The sequence below is a fragment of the Ancylobacter sp. SL191 genome (assembly GCF_026625645.1).
Taxonomy (GTDB): Bacteria; Pseudomonadota; Alphaproteobacteria; order Rhizobiales; family Xanthobacteraceae; genus Ancylobacter.
The window spans coordinates 1,371,493-1,388,972 of sequence record NZ_CP113056.1 but is presented as its reverse complement, the minus strand read 5'-3'; the positions used below and the strand labels follow the sequence as shown (position 1 = coordinate 1,388,972).

Below are 17,480 nucleotides of genomic sequence, written 5' to 3'. Positions count from 1 at the left end.
CTCCTTGCGAAATGTCGGGGCGGGCGCTGTCATCCCGGCCCCTCGGGTCTTGCCTCCGGCAAGCCCAAGGGCAGGCTCCGCGAAGCCGTAGAGCCGGGATCGCGCGAAAGTCGGAGCACGATCCCGGATCGGCCTGCGGCCGTCCGGGATGACGCCTGTTCGTCCTGTCACCGCGCCGGCAGTGGCGGGTAGCTGTCGATGCCGCCGGAGAACACCCGGCTCGCCAGAATGTCCTCGGCCTCGATGGTGCTGAGGTCATCGGCCGTCACCGGCTTGTCCCCCGCGAACAGCCGGTTGGCCTGGCGCAGGCGGGCGCGGTCCAGCGCGTTGCGCACCGAGCGGCCATTGGCGAAATGCGGTTGCACCATGCGCAGCTCGACATAGCGGTGGAAGGCTTCCTGCGCCGCCGGGCTGAGGCGGTAGTTCATCTGGCCGAGAATGCGCCCGCCGATCGCTTCCAGCTCGCCGCCGGAATAGTCGGGGAAGTCGATGTGATGGGCGACGCGCGAGCGGAAACCGGGATTGGCGGTGAAGAAACGCTCCATCCGGTCGGCATAGCCGGCGAGGATGACGACGAGATCGTCGCGCTGGTTCTCCATCACCTGCAGGAGGATCTCGATGGCCTCCTGCCCGTAATCGCGTTCGTTCTCCGGCCGGTAGAGGTAATAGGCCTCGTCGATGAACAGCACGCCGCCCATCGCCTTTTTGAGGATTTCCTTGGTCTTCGGCGCGGTGTGGCCGATGTACTGGCCGACCAGATCGTCGCGGGTGACGGTGACGAGATGGCCTTTGCGGACATAGCCGAGCCGGTGGAGGATCTGCGCCATGCGCAGCGCCACCGTGGTCTTGCCGGTGCCGGGGTTGCCGGTGAAGCTCATATGCAGCGTCGGGCTCACCGCCTGAAGCCCGAAGCGGGCACGGGCGCGGTCGACCAGCAGCAGCGCGCCGATCTCGCGCAGACGGCCCTTCACCGGGCCGAGGCCGACGAGATCGGTGTCGAGCTCGTCCAGCACCTCGGCGAGGCCGCTGGTGACAAATTCGGCACGTAGATCGATGGCCTCGGGGGTCGCCAGCTCGGGCGTCGCATCGAGGGTGAGGGCATCCATGGCAAGGCTCCCTGCATGGCGGAAATCCGCGAAAGGAAAGGGGACCGGTTCCGGGCGCGGCATTCCGGAACCGGTCCCTCGCGGCCGGGGAGGAAACCGAGGCGGCCGCGATAGTTCCGTCGGGGGAGTAGTAGGGAGACCGACGGATGGGGGTGCGCCAGCGGCGGGAGGATGTCAGGAGGTGACCGCCGCCGGCGCGAAAGGCATCAGTAGCGCGCGCCCTCCGGGCGGTTCGCCGCATAGGCGCGCGTGGTGTAGCGCACCGAGCGCCCGTCGATTTCCTGGCGCTCCAGCATGAAGCCGGGCTCGTCCGCGGGGCGGTCGGTGATGAAGGAGAGGCGCAGCGATTCCCACGTATGGGTCGCGTCGAAGGCGCTGACGCGGATGTAGTGCCGGCCCGCATAGGCCTTGCGGCACTCGTTCAGCTCGAACAGCACGCCGGCGGCGTCCTTCACGTCGAACATCGGCATGCCCCACATCTCCCAATAGGTGTTGCGGGGGTGCGGATCGTCGGTGAACTCGATGTTCACCGCCCAGCCCTTGTCGATGCAGTACTGCACCTGGCTGGCGATCTGCGCATCGGTGAGGTCGGGCAGGAAGGAGAAGGCTCCCTGGGTCAGGCGCATGGTGATGTCTCTCTCTTCGTCATCCCGGACGGCCGAAGGCCGAGCCGGGATCGGGTCCAGAAGGAGGGCGCCCCTGTCGGCTTGCGATCCGCGATCACGCCGCCGGCGTGTCCGGGATGACGCCCTTGATTGGGTTCAGCCTTCAGTTCACTCCGCCGCGGTGGCCTGCGGCACGAAGTCGGGCGTGTCGGTGGAGGAGTAGTTGAAGGTCACGTCCTTCCACGTCTCCAGCGCCTGCTTCAGCGGCAGGCAGTGCCGGGCGGCCGCCTTCAGGATTTCCGGCCCTTCATGGACGATGTCGCGGCCCTCGTTGCGGGCGAAGATCATCGCTTCCAGCGCCACGCGGTTGGCCTGCGCGCCGGCCTGGATGCCCATCGGGTGGCCGATCGTGCCGCCGCCGAACTGCAGGACGACATCCTCGCCGAGCAGGTCGATGAGCTGATGCATCTGGCCGGCATGGATGCCGCCGGAGGCCACCGGCATCAGCTTGCGGGTCGAGGCCCAGGGCTGGTCGAAGAAGATGCCGTGGGCGAGGTTCTGCGGCACGAAATCCTCGCGGCACAGGTCGTAATAGCCCTTGGTGGTGTGGGGGTCGCCCTCCAGCTTGCCGACCACCGTGCCGGCATGGATGTGATCGACGCCGGCAAGGCGCATCCACTTGGTGATGACGCGGAACGACACGCCATGCGATTTCTGCCGGGTATAGGTCGAGTGACCGGCGCGGTGCAGGTGCAGGATCATGTCGTTGCGGCGCGCCCACTTGGCCATGGACTGGATCGCCGTGTAGCCGATGATCAGGTCGATCATGACGATGCTGGAGCCGAGGCTCTTGGCGAACTCGGCGCGCTCGTACATGTCCTCCATCGTCGCGGCGGTCACGTTGAGATAGGTGCCCTTGATCTCGCCGGTCTGCGCCTGCGCCTTGTTCACCGCCTCCATGCAGTAGAGGAAGCGGTCGCGCCAATGCATGAAGGGCTGCGAGTTGATGTTCTCATCGTCCTTGGTGAAGTCGAGCCCACCCTTCAGCGCCTCATAGACCACGCGGCCATAGTTGCGGCCGGACAGGCCGAGCTTGGGCTTCACGGTGGCGCCGAGCAGCGGGCGGCCGAACTTGTCGAGCCGCTCGCGCTCCACCACGATGCCGGTGGCCGGGCCATCGAAGGTCTTCACATAGGCGACCGGCAGGCGCATGTCCTCGAGGCGCAGCGCCTTGAGCGGCTTGAAGCCGAACACATTGCCGATGATCGAGGCCGAGAGGTTGGCGATCGAGCCGTTCTCGAACAGGTCGAGATCATAGGCGATATAGGCGAAATACGAGCCGGGCGTGTTCGGCACCGGGTCGACCCGGTAGCACTTGGCGCGGTACTTGTCGTGCGCGGTGAGACGGTCGGTCCACACCACCGTCCAGGTCGCCGTGGAGCTCTCGCCCGCCACCGCCGCCGAGGCCTCGATCGGGTCGACGCCATCCTGCGGGGTGACCCGGAACAGGGCGATGACGTCGGTCTCCTTCGGCTCGTAATCGGGCTCCCAATAGCCCATCTTGCGGTATTCCATCACGCCCGCGCTGTAGCGGTCGCGCGTCTTCTCGCCGGTGGTGGTCTTGTCGATGGCGTTCATCGCTCGCTCCTATGGCGTTGCCGGGGGTCGCGCCGCGCATTCGGCGCGCGCCGGTCGAGTTCCCTCTGAGATGTTTGGTGCTCCCGCGACCCGCGCGGGTTGGTTCATTCCGCCGCCGCGCGGGCGCCGCCGATCACCGGATCGAGCGCGCCGGAGGCGTAGCGCTTGGCCATGGCCGCGAGCGGCAAGACCTTGATCTTGGAGGCCTGGCCCGCCGTGCCGAACTCTTCAAAGCGTTCGCGGCAGAGGTCGCGCATCGCGTCCATGGCCGGCTTGAGGAATTTGCGCGGATCGAATTCCGACCTGTTCGCCTGCGCCACCTTGCGGAACTGCGCGGTCATGGCGAGGCGGCAATCGGTGTCGATATTGACCTTGCGCACGCCGTGGCGGATGCCGCGCACGATCTCCTCCACCGGCACGCCCCAGGTCTGGGGCATCTCGCCGCCCGAGGCGTTGAACAGATCCTGAAGCGCCTGCGGCACCGAGGAGGAGCCGTGCATCACCAGATGCACGTTCGGTAGCCGGCGATGGATCTCCTCGATGATATTCATGGCGAGGATGTCGCCGTCGGGCTTGCGCGAGAATTTATAGGCGCCGTGCGAGGTGCCCATGGCAATGGCGAGCGCGTCGACCTTGGTACGGGCGACGAAGTCCACCGCCTGATCGGGGTCGGTGAGCAGCTGGTCGTGGCTGAGCGCACCTTCCGCGCCGTGCCCGTCCTCCTGCTCGCCGGCGCCATGCTCCAGCGAGCCGAGCACGCCGAGCTCGCCCTCGACCGACGCCCCCACCCAATGCGCGGCATCGACCACGCGGCGGGTGATGGTGACGTTGTAATCGTAATCGGCGGGGGTCTTGGCGTCCTCCTTCAGCGAGCCGTCCATCATCACCGAGGTGAAGCCGTGCTGGATCGCCGAGAGGCAGGTCGCTTCGTTGTTTCCGTGGTCCTGGTGCATGCAGAGCGGGATGTGCGGGTACATCTCCGCCAGCGCCTCGATCATCTTGGCGAGCATGATGTCGTTGGCGTAGGAGCGCGCGCCGCGGCTCGCCTGCATAATGACAGGCGCGTCCACCGCATGGGCGGCCTCCATGATGGCGAGACCCTGCTCCATATTGTTGATGTTGAAGGCGGGGACGCCGTAGCCCTGCTCGGCCGCATGGTCGAGGAGCTGGCGAAGGGTGATGCGGGCCATGATCGCTCTCCGGCTCAGGCGCAGGTCAGAAGCTCGCAGGTCGCATCGACCACGGCTTCCGGTGTGATGTTGAACTGCTCATAGAGGGCGGGCGCCGGCGCGGAGGCGCCGAAGCCGGTCATGCCGACAAAGCGGCCACGCTCGCCGATCCAGCGGTCCCAGCCGAGCCGGGCGGCGGCCTCGATGCCGACGCGCGGGGCGGTGCCGAGCACGGCGCGGCGGTAGTCCGGGCTCTGCTTCTCGAACAGCTCCCAGCAGGGCATGGAGACGATGGCGGCATCGACCCCGCGGGCCTCCAGAAGTTCAGCCGCCTTGAAGGCGATCTCGACCTCCGAGCCGGTGGCGAGCAACGTGACGTCGCGCCGGCGCTTGGGCTTCTTCGCCACATAGGCGCCATAGCCGGTGAGGTTCTCCTCACGGTGCTCGGTGCGGAAGGTCGGCAGGTTCTGCCGCGACAAGGCAAGCACCGAGGGCGTGCCCTCCGCATGCAGCGCGAGCTGCCAGGCTTCCAGCGTCTCCACCGCGTCGCCGGGGCGAAACACGTTGAGGTTCGGCGTCGCCCTGAGCATGGCGAGATGCTCGACCGGCTGATGCGTCGGTCCGTCCTCGCCGAGGCCGATGGAGTCGTGGGTCAGCACATAGACCACACGCTGGCCCATCAGCGCCGAGAGCCGCATCGCCCCGCGGGCATAGTCGGAGAACACCATGAAGGTGCCGCCATAGGGGATGAAACCGCGATGAAGAGCGAGACCGTTCATCACCGCCGCCATGGCATGCTCGCGGATGCCATAATGCAGGTAGCGGCCGGCATAGTTGCCGGGGCTCACGGACACCAGACCCTTGGTGTGAGTGAGATTGGAGTGGGTCAGGTCCGCCGAGCCGCCCAGCGTCAGGTCGGTCGCGGCATTCACCACGCCCAGCACCATTTCGGAGGCCTTGCGGCTGGCAACGCTCGGGGCGGTGTCGCTCAGCTCCTTCTTGTAGGCGACCAGCTTCTCGTCGAAATCGGCCGGCAGCTCGCCGTCAATCGCGACCTCGAAGGCGCGGCGCTGGGGCGCGGCGGCAAGCCGTGCTTCCCAGGCCTCGCGGGCGGCGCGGCCACGGGCGGCGACGCTCGCCCAGGCGGCGCGCACGGCCTCCGGCACCTCGAAGGGCGGGTGGTTCCAGCCGAGTCGGGCGCGGGCGCCCTCGATCTCGGCGGCGCCCAGCGGGGCGCCATGCACGGCTTCGGTGCCCGCCTTGGTCGGCGCGCCGAAGCCGATGGTGGTGCGACAGGCGATCAGCACCGGGCGCTCGCTCTCCCGCGCCTCGGCAATGGCGTCGATCACCGCGTGGGGCGCGTGGCCGTCCACACTGAGCGCGTCCCAGCCGGCGGCGCGGAAGCGGGCGATCTGGTCGGTCGAGGTCGAGAGCGTGGTGCGCCCGTCGATGGAGATGCCGTTATCGTCCCACAGCACGATGAGCTTCGACAGCTTCAGATGCCCGGCGAGGTCGATCGCCTCCTGCGAGATGCCTTCCATCAGGCAGCCATCGCCGGCGATCACATAGGTGTAGTGACCGACCAGATCGTCGCCGAAGCGGGCATTCATCATGCGCTCGGCGAGCGCCATGCCGACCGCCGTGGTGAGCCCCTGGCCGAGCGGGCCGGTGGTGGTCTCCACCCCCAGCGTGTGGCCATGTTCGGGATGGCCGGCGGTGATGGCGCCGAGCTGGCGGAAGCTGCGGATCTGCTCGATCGGCATGTCGGCATAGCCGAGCAGGTGATGCATGGCGTAGAGCAGCATCGAGCCATGGCCGGCCGAGAGAATGAAGCGGTCGCGGTCGGGCCAGTCGGGCCGGCTCGGGTCGATCATCATGAAGCGGCTGAACAGCGCGGTCGCGACATCGGCCATGCCCATGGGCATGCCGGGATGGCCGGACTTGGCCTTCTCCACCGCATCCATGGAGAGCGCGCGCAGCGCGTTCGCCATGTCGTGCAGCGGCAGGTCCGTCAGCGAGGTTTGGCCGAGCGCGTCGGGCGTGGTCTGGGTCTGGCTGGTAAGCATGGTGTCCTCCCGGATCAGGCGGCGCGCCGCTTCTTCTCGACGAGATTGAGGATCATCGGGGTGAGGATGAGCTGCATCGCGATGTCGAGCTTGCCGCCGGGGATCACGATGGAATTGGCCCGGCTCATCCAGGAGCCCTGGATCATCGAGAGCAGGTAGGGAAAGTCGATGCCGCGCGGGCTCTTGAAGCGGATGACGACGATGGATTCGTCCGCCGTCGGGATCCACCGCGCGATGAACGGGTTGGAGGTGTCCACCGTCGGCACGCGCTGGAAGTTGATGTCGGTGTGGGCGAATTGCGGGCAGATGTAGTTCACGTAATCCGGCATGCGGCGCAGGATCGTGTCCGTCACCGCCTCGGTCGAATAGCCCCGGTGAGAGCGGTCGCGGTGGATCTTCTGGATCCATTCGAGATTGATCACCGGCACGACGCCGATCTTCAGGTCGGCATAGCGGGCGACGTCGATATTGCCGCTCACCACCGCGCCGTGCAGGCCCTCATAGAACAGGAGGTCCGTCGGCTTCGGGATTGCCTCCCATTCGGTGAAGGTGCCGGGCGCGCTGCCATATTCCTCGGCTTCCTTGTCGTCGTGAATATAGTGGCGGGACTTGCCGGTGCCGGTCTTGGAATAGGAGCGGAAGGTCTCCTCCAGCTCCTCGAACAGGTTCGAATCGGGGCCGAAATGGCTGTAATGGTGGTTGCCGCGCCCGGCCTCCTCGGCCATGACGCGCCGCATCTCGAAGCGGTCATAGCGGTGGAAGGCATCGCCCTCGATATAGGCGGCGGTGACGTTCTCGCGCCGGAAGATCTGCTCGAAGATGCGGCGGACCGAGGTGGTGCCCGCGCCCGAGGAGCCGGTGACGGAGATGATCGGGTGATGGATCGACATGCCCGTCTCCTTCAGGCGCGCAAGAGGCCGCGGCGTCCGAACAGCGGCGAGCGTTCGGGCATGGCGGATGCGTTGTGGTGATAGCGGGCGATGCACTCGACCTCGCTGCGCGAGCCGAACACAAGCGGCACGCGCTGGTGCAAATGGGTCGGCTGAAGCGCGAGAATCGGATCGTGCCCGTCGGTCGCCGCGCCCTGCGCCTGCTCCAGCAGGAAGGCGACGGGGTTTGCTTCATAGACGAGGCGCAGCCGGCCGGTGTGGTAGCCCTGGCGCGCATCGCCCGGATAGAGATAGACGCCGCCGCGCACGAGGATGCGGTAGACATCGGCCACCATGGAAGCGACCCAGCGGGTGTTGAAATCCTTGGCGCGCGGCCCGTCGATCCCGGCCCGGCAATCGTCGACATAGGAACGGATCGCCGGATCCCAGTGCCGCTCATTCGAGCCGTTGACCGCGTATTCGCCGGTCTCGGGCGCGACCTGCGCCTGAGACTCGGCCAGCAGGAACGCCCCGCTCGCCCGCTCCAGCACGAAGATCTGCGTGCCCGCGCCCACCGTCAGCACCAGCGAGGTCTGCGGCCCGTAGATCAGGAAGCCGGCGGCGAGCTGGGCGCTGCCGGGCTGCAGCAGCGCGTCCGGGCCCGTATGCGGCAGGATCGAGAAGATCGTACCGACGCTCATATTGGCGTCGATGTTGGAGGAGCCGTCGAGCGGATCGACCGCGACGGCCAGCGTGCCGGCCTCGTTCAGCGGCTCGGCCGCCTCGGCCTCTTCGGAACCGTACAGCGCCACCGGCGCGGCGCGCAGCGCCTCGCGCACCAGATCGTCGGCGATGACGTCGAGTTCCTTCTGGCTGTCACCGTCCTCGTGATAGCCGCGCACGGTCGCAAGCTGCCCCGCGAGGGGACCGGCGGCGAGAAGCTCGGAAATTCGGATACCAGCGCCGGCAAGGGCGCGGATCGCGGCCGCGACGTCGCGGCGCAGGGCGTTCGTCTGCGACCACCCCTCAAGGTGGTCGTGCAGCGTCGGGCGTGTCATTGGCGTTTCCCCAGTGTTGTGAGGGCTTTTTGCCCTTTGGCGTGTCGTTTCCGTTGAGCCTTCGAGTGGGGGACCCGAAGCGGCGGACGCCTCTTGTTGCTGACACACTGCCCGAGTTGCTGGGCTAAGGAAATTCGAATATTCTTTGATACCTTTTCAATTTAGCTGAAATGTAATGTTGCATGCGTAATGCCACGCTCAAGCAGCTTCGCGCCCTCGCCGCCATCGTTGAGACCGGCACGGTCACCGGCGCGGCACGCAAGCTCAACGTCACGCCGCCGGCGGTAACGATGCAGGTGCAGCAGCTTGAGGAGCATCTCGGCCTGCCACTGCTCGACCGCGCGGGCGACCGCTTCCAGCCCAGCGCCGCCGGGCGCGAGGTGCTGGCCGCCGTCTCACGCATCGAGGCGGCGATGGCCGATTGCGGCGCCGGGCTCGATGCCATGAAGGGACTGAGGTCCGGCCGGGTCTCGGTGGGGCTCGTGTCGACGGCCAAGTATTTCGTGCCGAGCGCGCTCGGCGCCTTTGCCCGGCTGCACCCCGGCATCGACGTGGTGCTCAGCGTCGGCAATCGCGAGGAGATCATCGCGGCGCTGCGCGGTGACGCCATCGACCTTGCCATCACCGGCCGTCCGCCGGTCGATATGGAGGTCGACAAATACCCGATCGGCGAGCACCCCCACGTCATCATCGCCCCGACCGACCACCCGCTGCTCGGCCGGCGCATCGCCCCGGCGGCGCTCGCCAGCGCCAGCTTTCTGGTGCGCGAACCGGGTTCGGGCACGCGCGGGCTGATGGAGCGGTTCTTTCAGGATGCCGGCATCGAACCGCGCATCGCCATGGAGATCGGCTCCAACGAGACCATCAAGCAGGCGGTAATGGCGGGCCTCGGCCTCGCCTTCCTCTCCGCCCACACCATCGCCGCCGAGATCGCCGACCACCGGCTGGCGACGCTCGACGTCGAGGGGCTGCCGGTGGTGCGGCAATGGTTCGTGGTGAAGCGCACCGCCAAGCGCCAGACCCCGCCGGCCGCCGCGCTCACCGAGTTCCTGTCACGGCGCGGTGCCGAATTCCTCCCCGACGCCGGCACGGCCTGAGGCGAGCGGGGTGGCGGGCAGGCAGCCAAGGCCGATGAGGCTCGCCCGCACCGCCTGATCGAGCGGCGTGTGCGGTTCATCCCCCAGCGTGGCGCGCAGCCGGGCATTGTCCAGCCGCACCGGCTCCTTCCAGAGATAGCGCATCTCCATCAGCTCGCGGAACAGCGGCACCACCGGCGAGGCGAGGCGCGCCAGCATCCAGGGAAACGCCTTGACCGGCAGATCCGGCGCGCCGAGCACCCGGCGGATCGCGGCGATCATCTGCGTCCCGTCCCCGTCCCAGTGCCCGTCCATGTGGAAGCGCGCGAAATCCGGCAGGTCGTCGCGCTCGACCAGCTGCGCCATGGTCTGCGCGACATCGGGCAGATAGGCCCATTGATGACCGACCCCGGCGCGGCCGGGATACTGGATGGCGCGCGGCGCCTGCCCGGCCTTCACCAGCACCTGGCTGAACCAGTTATTGGCGGCGCGCGGGCCGAAATAATCGCCGGCCCGCACGATCAGCACCGGGCTGTCGCCGCGCGCCGCGGCGGCTTCCAGCTCCCGCTCCATCGCCACGCGGATGGCCCCCTTGCGGGTGAGCGCGGCCTGCGGCGCGTCCTCGGCAATGAACGGGAACACGTCCGGCCCGTAATTATACACCGTGCCCGGCAGCAGCACGCGCGCCCCATTGGTGCGGGCGGCGGCGAGCGTGTTGGCGAGCATGGGCAGGACCAGCGTCTGCCAATGGCGATAGCCGGGCGGGTTCACCGCATGGACGATGAGCGAAGCGCCATGGGCGGCGCGGCGCACATCCTCGGCCACCAGCGCGTCGCCCGGCTCCCAGGCGATGCCGTCGCGCAGGCCCGGCGTGCCGCTGCGGGTGAGCGCGCGCACCAGCCAGCCGCGCGCCAGCAGCGTGCGCGCCATTTCCCCGCCAATCCCGCCCGTCGCCCCCAGCACCAGAACCGTCTTCGTCGCCATCGCGACCTCCTCTCGTTTGATGGGGCGATCATCGGCCCGGAAAGAGCTCAACGGAATTGTCGAAATACGTGGCACTGTTATACGTAAATCTATGACTGACGAGCCGGGCTGGGATCTCTACCGCTCCTTCCTCGCCGCGCTGGAAGCGGGCTCGCTCTCCGGCGCCGCCCGCCGGCTCGGGCTGACGCAGCCGACGCTGGCCCGCCATCTCGACGCGCTGGAGCAGGCGCTCGGCGCGCAGCTTTTCCTGCGCTCGCCGCGTGGGCTCATCCCGACCGAGCTTGCCCGTGAGCTCGGCCCCCATGCCCGCGCGCTCGCCGCGCAGGCCGCCGCGCTGCGGCGCGCCGCGACGGGGGCGGCCGGGGAGATACGCGGCACCGTGCGGATCAGCGCCTCGGAAGTGGTCGGCGCCCTCCATCTGCCGCCGGTGCTGGCAGACGTGCGGGCGCGCCATCCCCGCCTCGTCCTCGAGCTGGTGCTGACCAATGCGGTGGAGAATGTGCTGGAGCGCGCCGCCGACATCGCCGTGCGCATGGCCCCGCCGGCGCAGCAGGCGCTGCTCGCCCGCCGCCTGCCGCCGCTGCGCGTCGGGCTGCATGCCCATCGCGCCTATGCCGCGCGCAAGGGCCTGCCGGAGACCCTCGACGACCTCGCCGGGCATGACCTGATCGGCTTCGACACGGAGACGCCGGCGATCCGCGCGGTACTGGCGCGCTTTCCCATGCTGGGGCGCGCCGCCTTCGCGCTGCGCACCGACAGCGACCTCGCGCAGTTGGCGGCCATCCGCGCGGGCCTCGGCATCGGCTTCTGCCAAGAGGTGATCGCCGCGCGCGAGCCGGACCTCGTACCGGTGCTGGCCGACGCCTTCAGCCTCGACCTGTCGGTGGCGATCGTCATGCATGAGGATTTGAAGGCCAGCGCGCCGCACCGGGCGGTGTTCGACGCGCTGGTCGAGGGGATGCGGGCGGTCGCGGGGGGATGACCGCCAAAACCCATCCCGTCGTCATCCCGGACGGTCCACAGGACCGATCCGGGATCGCGCTGTACGGAGGGCGATCCCGGATCGCCGCTTTGCAGCGTCCGGGATGACGACGAACGATGGCGCGATCTACGCCTTGAAGTCTTCGAGCTTGAAGGGCAGCGCGCGCAGGCGCTGGCCGGTGGCGTCGAAGATGGCGTTGGACAGCGCCGGGGCGACGCCCGGCACGCCCGGCTCGCCAATGCCGGTTGGGGCGTTGGCGGAGGGCAGGATATGCACCTCGACCTTCGGCATCTCCGACATGCGCAGCGGGATATAGGTGTCGAAATTGGCCTGCTCGACCACGCCCTTGTCGAGCGTGATCTCGTCATGCAGCGCCGCGCCGAGGCCGAAGCCGACGCCGCCCTCGATCTGCGCCGCCACCACATCCGGGTTGATGGCAATGCCGCAATCGACCGCGCAGATCACGCGCTCGACCTTGATCTGGCCGTTCACCACCGACACGTCGATGACGCTGCCAACCACCGAGTTGAAGCTCTCATGCAGGGCGATGCCGCGCCCCTTGCCCTGCCCCGCCTTCGGCCCCCAATTCGCCTTCTCGGCGAGGAGCTTGAGCACGGCGGTATGGCGCGGCTTGTCCTTCAAGAGCTCCAGCCGGAACTCCACCGGATCGCGCCCGGCCGCATGGGCGAGTTCGTCGATCATTACCTCCACCACATGGGCGGTGTGGGTGTGGCCGACCGAGCGCCACCACAGCGTCGGCACCTTCACCTTCGGCGTGTGCAGGTCGACGGCGAAGTTGGTGATGTCGTAATTGGTGTCGGAGGCGCCCTCCACCGAGGTGCCGTCCACCCCCTCCTTCACCATGAACGCCTCGAAAGGTGTGTCGATGATGAAGGACTGGCCGACGATCCGCTGCTCCCAGCCGGCGATCTTGCCGTCGGCGGTCACGCCGGCGCGTACCGTGTGCAGGAACATCGGGCGGTAGAAGCCGCCCTTGATGTCATCCTCGCGGGTCCAGACGAGATGCACCGGGGCGCGCCCGTCCGTCGCCTTGAGGATGGTCGCCGCCTCGGCGATGTAGTCGGCGGGGATGTTGGCGCGCCGGCCGAAGGAGCCGCCGGCCCACACCGTCTCGATGGTCACCTGTTCGGGCTTGAGGCCGAGAATGGCCGCCGTCACGCCCTGTTCGATGGTCTGGAACTGCGAGCCGGTGGTGATGGTCACGCCCTCCGCCGTCTTCTCGATGACGCAGTTGAGCGGCTCCATCGGCGCATGGGCGAGATAGGGGAAGGCGAACTCGGCCTCAACGGTCTTGGCCGCGCCCGCCAGCCCCTTCGCCGCGTCGCCCCGGCGTGCCGCCGGCTTGCCGGGCGTTTTGGCAAGGGCGCGGTACTCCGCGAGCAGCTCCGTGGTGCCGCGCGTCTCCGCGGCACTCTCGTCCCAGACGATGTCGGTCAGCGCCTCGCGGCCCTGCATTGCCGCCCAGGTGTTGGTGGCGAGCACGGCGATGCCGCTCGGCACCGCCACGACGTCCGTGACGCCCGGCACCTTCTTGGCGGCGGTGGCGTCGAAGCTCTTCACCGTGGCGCCGAAGCGGTCCGGCCGGCGGACCACGGCGGTGAGCATGCCCGGCCGGCGCACATCGAGCGCGTAGATCGCCGTGCCGTCGGTCTTGGCGACGGAATCGAGGCGCGGCAGCTTGGTGCCGATCAGCGTGAAGTCCTTGGGATCCTTCAGCGTCACCTCGGCCGGCACCGGAAGCTTGGCGGCGGCCTCGGCGAAGTCGCCGAAGGAGCCGGTGCGGGTGCCGCTCGTCAGCACCCCCTTCGCGATGGTGATGCTGGAGGCCGGCACGCCCCATTTCTCGGCGGCGGCGGCGATCAGCATGTGGCGGGCGGCGGCGCCGGCCTTGCGCAGTTGCTCCCAGCTATTGGCGGTGGAGGTCGAGCCGCCCGTGCCCTGGATCGGGCCGAACAGCAGGTTGTTGTAGACCTGCGGATTGGCCGGGGCGAAGGCGGCGCGCACCTGGCTCCAGTCGGCGTCGAGTTCCTCGGCGACGATGGTGGCAAGGCCGGTGGTGACGCCCTGGCCCATGTCGAGATGCTTGATCAGCACCGTGACCGTGCTATCGGGCGCGATGCGCACGAAGGCGTTCGGCGCCGGCGCGGCAGCGGCGGCGGGCGTCGCGGCGAAGGCCTTGCCCGCCTGGAAATGCACGCCGATGACGAGCGCGCCGCCGGCGGCGGCGAGGCCCTTGATGAAGGTGCGGCGCGAGGGAACCGTCGCCGGCGCGAGGCTCGCCAGCATCTGGCGGTATTGATCCGGTGTGATGAGGTGCATGGCGCTCACGCGAGGTTGGAGGCAGCGTCGTGAATGGCGGCCCGGATGCGCTGATAGGTGGCGCAGCGGCACACATTGCCATCCATCGCGGCGTCGATGTCGGCATCGCTCGGCTTGCGGTTCTCGCTCAGCAGGCCGATCGCGGACATGATCTGGCCGGACTGGCAGTAGCCGCACTGCACGACGTCGAGCTTGCGCCAGGCGGCGACGACCGCCGTGCCGACCTCGCCGCCCACGCCCTCTATGGTGGTGACGCTCTTGCCCTCGACATCGGCAAGGCTGGTCTGGCAGGAGCGGACGGGCGTCCCGTCCACATGCACGGTGCAGGCGCCGCACAGCGCCGCGCCGCAGCCGAATTTGGTGCCGGTGAGCCCGACAATGTCGCGGATCGCCCAGAGCAGCGGCATGTCGCCCGCCGCCTCGACCGTCCGCTCGGTTCCGTTGAGTGTGAATTTCATGTCGCCCTCTCCTTGCGGGTGAGGACGCAGCAAAGGGAATCGCCGGGCATCCCGGCCGACGACGATTTCCGAATGTGCGCTCCTGCCGGGAAGCTAGGAGATCATGATGACGATCATCTAATCACCGTTCGGTGAGCTATATTCCTACGTTTACAAGACCTTCCGAATTCGCACGGGTGCCCGCCGTCACGGGCGCGACGCCCAGCATCACCGGGACGAAATCGGCGAGATCGCGGACATCCTCGACGATGCGATCATCGCCGCGGCTGGCCGAGGCGAAGAAGATGCCGTCGAGCACAAGGCCGATGCGCCGCGCGGTCCTGGCCGTGTCGAGCGGGGGAAAGGCGCCGCTGGCGACACCGCGCTCCAGCGCATCCTCCAGCAGCACCTTCTCGCGCGCATAGAAGCCGGCGATCAGCGTATCGAGCTCCGGGTCGCGCAGGCCGGAGGTGGCGTAATCAGCCATCAGCTTCACCATGCGGGTGATGGTCGGGGTGATGGCGGCGTGGGTTTCCACCCAGGCGAGGATCTGGGCGAGCGGCTCGCCACTCGCCAGCCGGCGTGCCTCATAGCCCGCCACCAGCTCGTCAATGGCGTAGGCCAGCGCCCGGCGGACGAGGTCTTCCTTGTTGTCGAAATAGTGGTAGAGCAGCCCGACATTGATGCCGCAGACCTGCGCGATGTCGCGCACCGCCACCGTCGCGAAATGCCGCTCGGCGAACAGCCGCAACGCTTCGTCGAGGATCATGGCGCGCCGTTCGCTGGGCTGCAGGCGCTTGCGCGCGGCCTTGGCGGTCATGCTCTCTCCCTCCGTAATTCTACGGAATTTTTTGCCTCGCCTATATGCTAGGCGTGCTCAATTGTTAGGCTTGCAGGCCTAATTAAGTCAACGTTTAATAACCTGGTCCCGCCCGCCCCGCCTAGAGCGACCAGGAGCCGTCCCCATGAAGCGCATGTTTAGGGCCGCCGTGCTGTTCGCCGGCCTGACCGCCGCCATCACCGGCGCCGCCCAGAACCCGGCCGACGCCGCCCCCAAGAAGAGTTTCAAGGTCGCCTACACCGTCTATATCGGCTTCATGCCCTTCGCCTACATGAAGCAGTCGGGCATCATGAAGAAGTGGGCCGACAAATACGGCATCGAGGTCGATCTGCTGCAGACCAATGATTATGTCGGCGGCGTCAACCAGTTCATCGCCGGCGACATCGACGCGGTCGGCGTCGCCTCGATGGATGGCCTGACCATGCCGGCGGCCGGCGGGGTGGACACCTCGGTGTTCCTCATCACCGACTATTCCAACGGCAACGACCTCATCGTCTCCAAGACCGCCAAGGACGTGAAGGAACTCGCCGGGCAGGACGTGTACCTGCTGCAATATTCCGTCTCGCACTACCTCCTGAACCGCGCCCTTCAGAAGGCCGGCATCGAGGATCCGGCCGCCGCTAAGGCGATCAACATCTCCGACGCCGAGATCGCCGCCGCCTTCATCTCGCAGGACGCGATGAAGCACGCCGTTTCCTGGAAGCCGCTCACCGAAGACATGCTGAAGGTGAAGGGCGCCACCAAGCTGTTCGACAGCGCGCAGATCCCCGGCGAGATCATGGACGTGTTCATCGGCAAGACCGATGTGCTGAAGGACAACCCGGACTTCGCCAAGGCGGTGATCGGCGCCTGGTATGAAGCGCTCGGCATCCTCAAGGCCGGCGGCGCCAAGGGCGAGGAAATGCGGTCGGTGATGACGAGCGCCATGGGCACCGATGCCAGCGGCCTGCAGGCGCAGCTCGACACCACCCATTTTTTCTACACCCCGGCGGAAGCCTATGACTTCCTGACCGTGGCCGAGAACGCCAAGATCTGGGACAGCATCCGCACCTTCTGCTTCCAGCAGGGCCTGTTCGGCCAGGGCGCGACCAGCGTCGATTCGATCGGCATCGAGGTCGCCAGCGGCGCCGTGCTCGGCGACAAGGGCAACATCAAGATGCGCATCAACCCGAGCTTCACCAAGCTGGCGGTCGACGGGAAGCTGTGAGCTGGCCGGCGGCACGCCGTGCCGCCCGCGCCCCGGACAAGCGACGCGCGAGCGGAGCGATGATCCGGGGCCCAGGGTAAGGCTCGGCGAAAGCCGGCAAATCCCCGGAGCGTGACGGCCTGGCCGACCAATTGAGGCTTTGCCGAAAAGTTTTGCGCTGGGTCCCGGCTCGGCGCTCCGGCTTCGCCTCCGCTGGGCCGGGACACGAAAGCAGCCCCTTCACCGACCCGCTTCGCGGGCCACCTCTCCCCGTCGGGGAGAGGGAAGTAGAGGCCACACCATGCGTCGCATCATCAATTACGCGCCCCGCCCCGGCGTGAAGCTGATCCTCGCCGCTCTGCCCTTCGTGGCGGTGATCGCGATCTATCTCATCGCCTCGAACGCCCGGCTCGCCATCGAGCCGAACGACAAGCTGATGCCGGGCTTCGCCTCCTTCTATGCGGCGATGGCCCGGCTGGCGACGACGCTGGACATCGCCACCAAGCAGTATCTGCTGTGGTGGGACACCTGGCTCTCGCTCTGGCGGCTGTTCGTCGGCCTCGGCATCGCCGCCGTGCTCGGGCTGGTGCTCGGCGTCACCGTCGGCTTCGTCCCTTACCTCCGGGCGATGTTCGAGCCGTTCTTCGCCGCCTTCTCGCTCATTCCCCCGCTCGCCGTGCTGCCGATCCTGTTCATCATCTTCGGCCTCGGCGAGGCCTCGAAGATCGTGCTGATCGTCTTCGGCATCGCGCCCTTCATCATTCGCGACGTGATGCTGCGCGTTGCCGCCATCCCGACCGAGCAGATCATCAAGGCGCAGACGCTGGGCGCCTCGACTTGGCAGATGGTGACGGGCGTGGTGCTGCCGCAGGTCATGCCGCGCCTCATCGATTCCGTGCGGCTCTCGCTCGGCGCCGCCTGGCTGTTCGTCATCGCCGCCGAGGCGATCACCGCCGAGGGCGGGCTCGGCTACCGCATCTTCCTGGTGCGCCGCTATCTCGCGATGGACGTGATCCTGCCCTATGTCGTCTGGATCACGCTGCTCGCCTTCCTCATGGATTGGGGCCTGCGCAAGCTCGCGGCCGCCGCCTATCCCTGGGACCGGATCAAGGCGGCCTGACCC

15 protein-coding genes are annotated in these 17,480 nt (G+C 67.8%); 4 read left to right on the top strand and 11 right to left on the bottom strand.

Features of this window, described 5'->3' with window-relative positions; genetic code table 11:
• Positions 1-167: 167 nt before the first annotated feature.
• The 7 genes from cbbX to OU996_RS06345 form a co-directional block, all read right to left on the bottom strand.
• Positions 168-1,106: a CbbX protein gene (gene cbbX, locus OU996_RS06375; RefSeq protein ID WP_267584795.1), complete on the bottom strand. Its 939-nt coding sequence runs from the start codon at positions 1,104-1,106 to the stop codon at positions 168-170.
• A gap of 206 nt (positions 1,107-1,312) precedes the next feature.
• Complete coding sequence (locus tag OU996_RS06370) at positions 1,313-1,732, bottom strand: ribulose bisphosphate carboxylase small subunit (protein WP_267584794.1); 420 nt, start codon at positions 1,730-1,732, stop codon at positions 1,313-1,315.
• A 147-nt stretch (positions 1,733-1,879) separates the two neighbouring features.
• The gene (locus OU996_RS06365) at positions 1,880-3,349 is read right to left on the bottom strand and encodes a form I ribulose bisphosphate carboxylase large subunit (RefSeq protein WP_267584793.1); all 1,470 of its coding nucleotides are present in this window, start codon (positions 3,347-3,349) and stop codon (positions 1,880-1,882) included.
• Positions 3,350-3,453: 104 nt separating this feature from the next.
• Positions 3,454-4,539, bottom strand: coding sequence for a class II fructose-bisphosphate aldolase (fba, locus tag OU996_RS06360; protein WP_267584792.1), 1,086 nt, complete (start codon positions 4,537-4,539; stop codon positions 3,454-3,456).
• A gap of 14 nt (positions 4,540-4,553) precedes the next feature.
• Complete coding sequence (gene tkt / locus OU996_RS06355) at positions 4,554-6,584, bottom strand: transketolase (RefSeq protein WP_267584791.1); 2,031 nt, start codon at positions 6,582-6,584, stop codon at positions 4,554-4,556.
• 14 nt (positions 6,585-6,598) lie between these two features.
• Complete coding sequence (locus OU996_RS06350; protein ID WP_267584790.1) at positions 6,599-7,474, bottom strand: phosphoribulokinase; 876 nt, start codon at positions 7,472-7,474, stop codon at positions 6,599-6,601.
• An 11-nt stretch (positions 7,475-7,485) separates the two neighbouring features.
• The gene (locus OU996_RS06345; RefSeq protein WP_267584789.1) at positions 7,486-8,511 is read right to left on the bottom strand and encodes a class 1 fructose-bisphosphatase; all 1,026 of its coding nucleotides are present in this window, start codon (positions 8,509-8,511) and stop codon (positions 7,486-7,488) included.
• A 182-nt stretch (positions 8,512-8,693) separates the two neighbouring features.
• On the opposite strand from OU996_RS06345, the gene OU996_RS06340 reads away from it, so the two are divergent.
• Complete coding sequence (locus OU996_RS06340) at positions 8,694-9,608, top strand: LysR family transcriptional regulator (RefSeq protein ID WP_267584788.1); 915 nt, start codon at positions 8,694-8,696, stop codon at positions 9,606-9,608.
• Here OU996_RS06340 and OU996_RS06335 read toward each other — a convergent pair.
• On the bottom strand, positions 9,564-10,571 hold the full coding sequence (locus OU996_RS06335) for an NAD-dependent epimerase/dehydratase family protein (RefSeq protein WP_267584787.1): 1,008 nt from the start codon (positions 10,569-10,571) through the stop codon (positions 9,564-9,566). The two genes, OU996_RS06340 and OU996_RS06335, sit on opposite strands and share 45 nt — an antisense overlap.
• A gap of 91 nt (positions 10,572-10,662) precedes the next feature.
• Between OU996_RS06335 and OU996_RS06330 the strand changes: the two genes are divergently transcribed.
• A complete protein-coding gene (locus OU996_RS06330) occupies positions 10,663-11,553 on the top strand; it encodes a LysR family transcriptional regulator (protein WP_267584786.1) in 891 nt (296 codons plus the stop codon).
• A gap of 126 nt (positions 11,554-11,679) precedes the next feature.
• On the opposite strand, the gene OU996_RS06325 is transcribed toward OU996_RS06330, so the two are convergent.
• The 3 genes from OU996_RS06325 to OU996_RS06315 form a co-directional block, all read right to left on the bottom strand.
• Complete coding sequence (locus OU996_RS06325) at positions 11,680-13,893, bottom strand: xanthine dehydrogenase family protein molybdopterin-binding subunit (protein ID WP_267584785.1); 2,214 nt, start codon at positions 13,891-13,893, stop codon at positions 11,680-11,682.
• Positions 13,894-13,898: 5 nt separating this feature from the next.
• Entirely contained in the window at positions 13,899-14,351 is a 453-nt protein-coding gene (locus tag OU996_RS06320) for a (2Fe-2S)-binding protein (protein ID WP_267584784.1), read from the bottom strand.
• 136 nt (positions 14,352-14,487) lie between these two features.
• The gene (locus OU996_RS06315) at positions 14,488-15,150 is read right to left on the bottom strand and encodes a TetR/AcrR family transcriptional regulator (protein ID WP_267584783.1); all 663 of its coding nucleotides are present in this window, start codon (positions 15,148-15,150) and stop codon (positions 14,488-14,490) included.
• A gap of 145 nt (positions 15,151-15,295) precedes the next feature.
• On the opposite strand from OU996_RS06315, the gene OU996_RS06310 reads away from it, so the two are divergent.
• Together OU996_RS06310 and OU996_RS06305 are read left to right on the top strand one after the other, a co-directional pair.
• Positions 15,296-16,378 (top strand): putative urea ABC transporter substrate-binding protein, encoded by a 1,083-nt coding sequence (locus tag OU996_RS06310; protein WP_267584782.1) that lies wholly within the window; start codon positions 15,296-15,298, stop codon positions 16,376-16,378.
• 280 nt (positions 16,379-16,658) lie between these two features.
• Positions 16,659-17,477, top strand: coding sequence for an ABC transporter permease (locus tag OU996_RS06305; protein ID WP_267584781.1), 819 nt, complete (start codon positions 16,659-16,661; stop codon positions 17,475-17,477).
• Positions 17,478-17,480 lie beyond the last annotated feature (3 nt).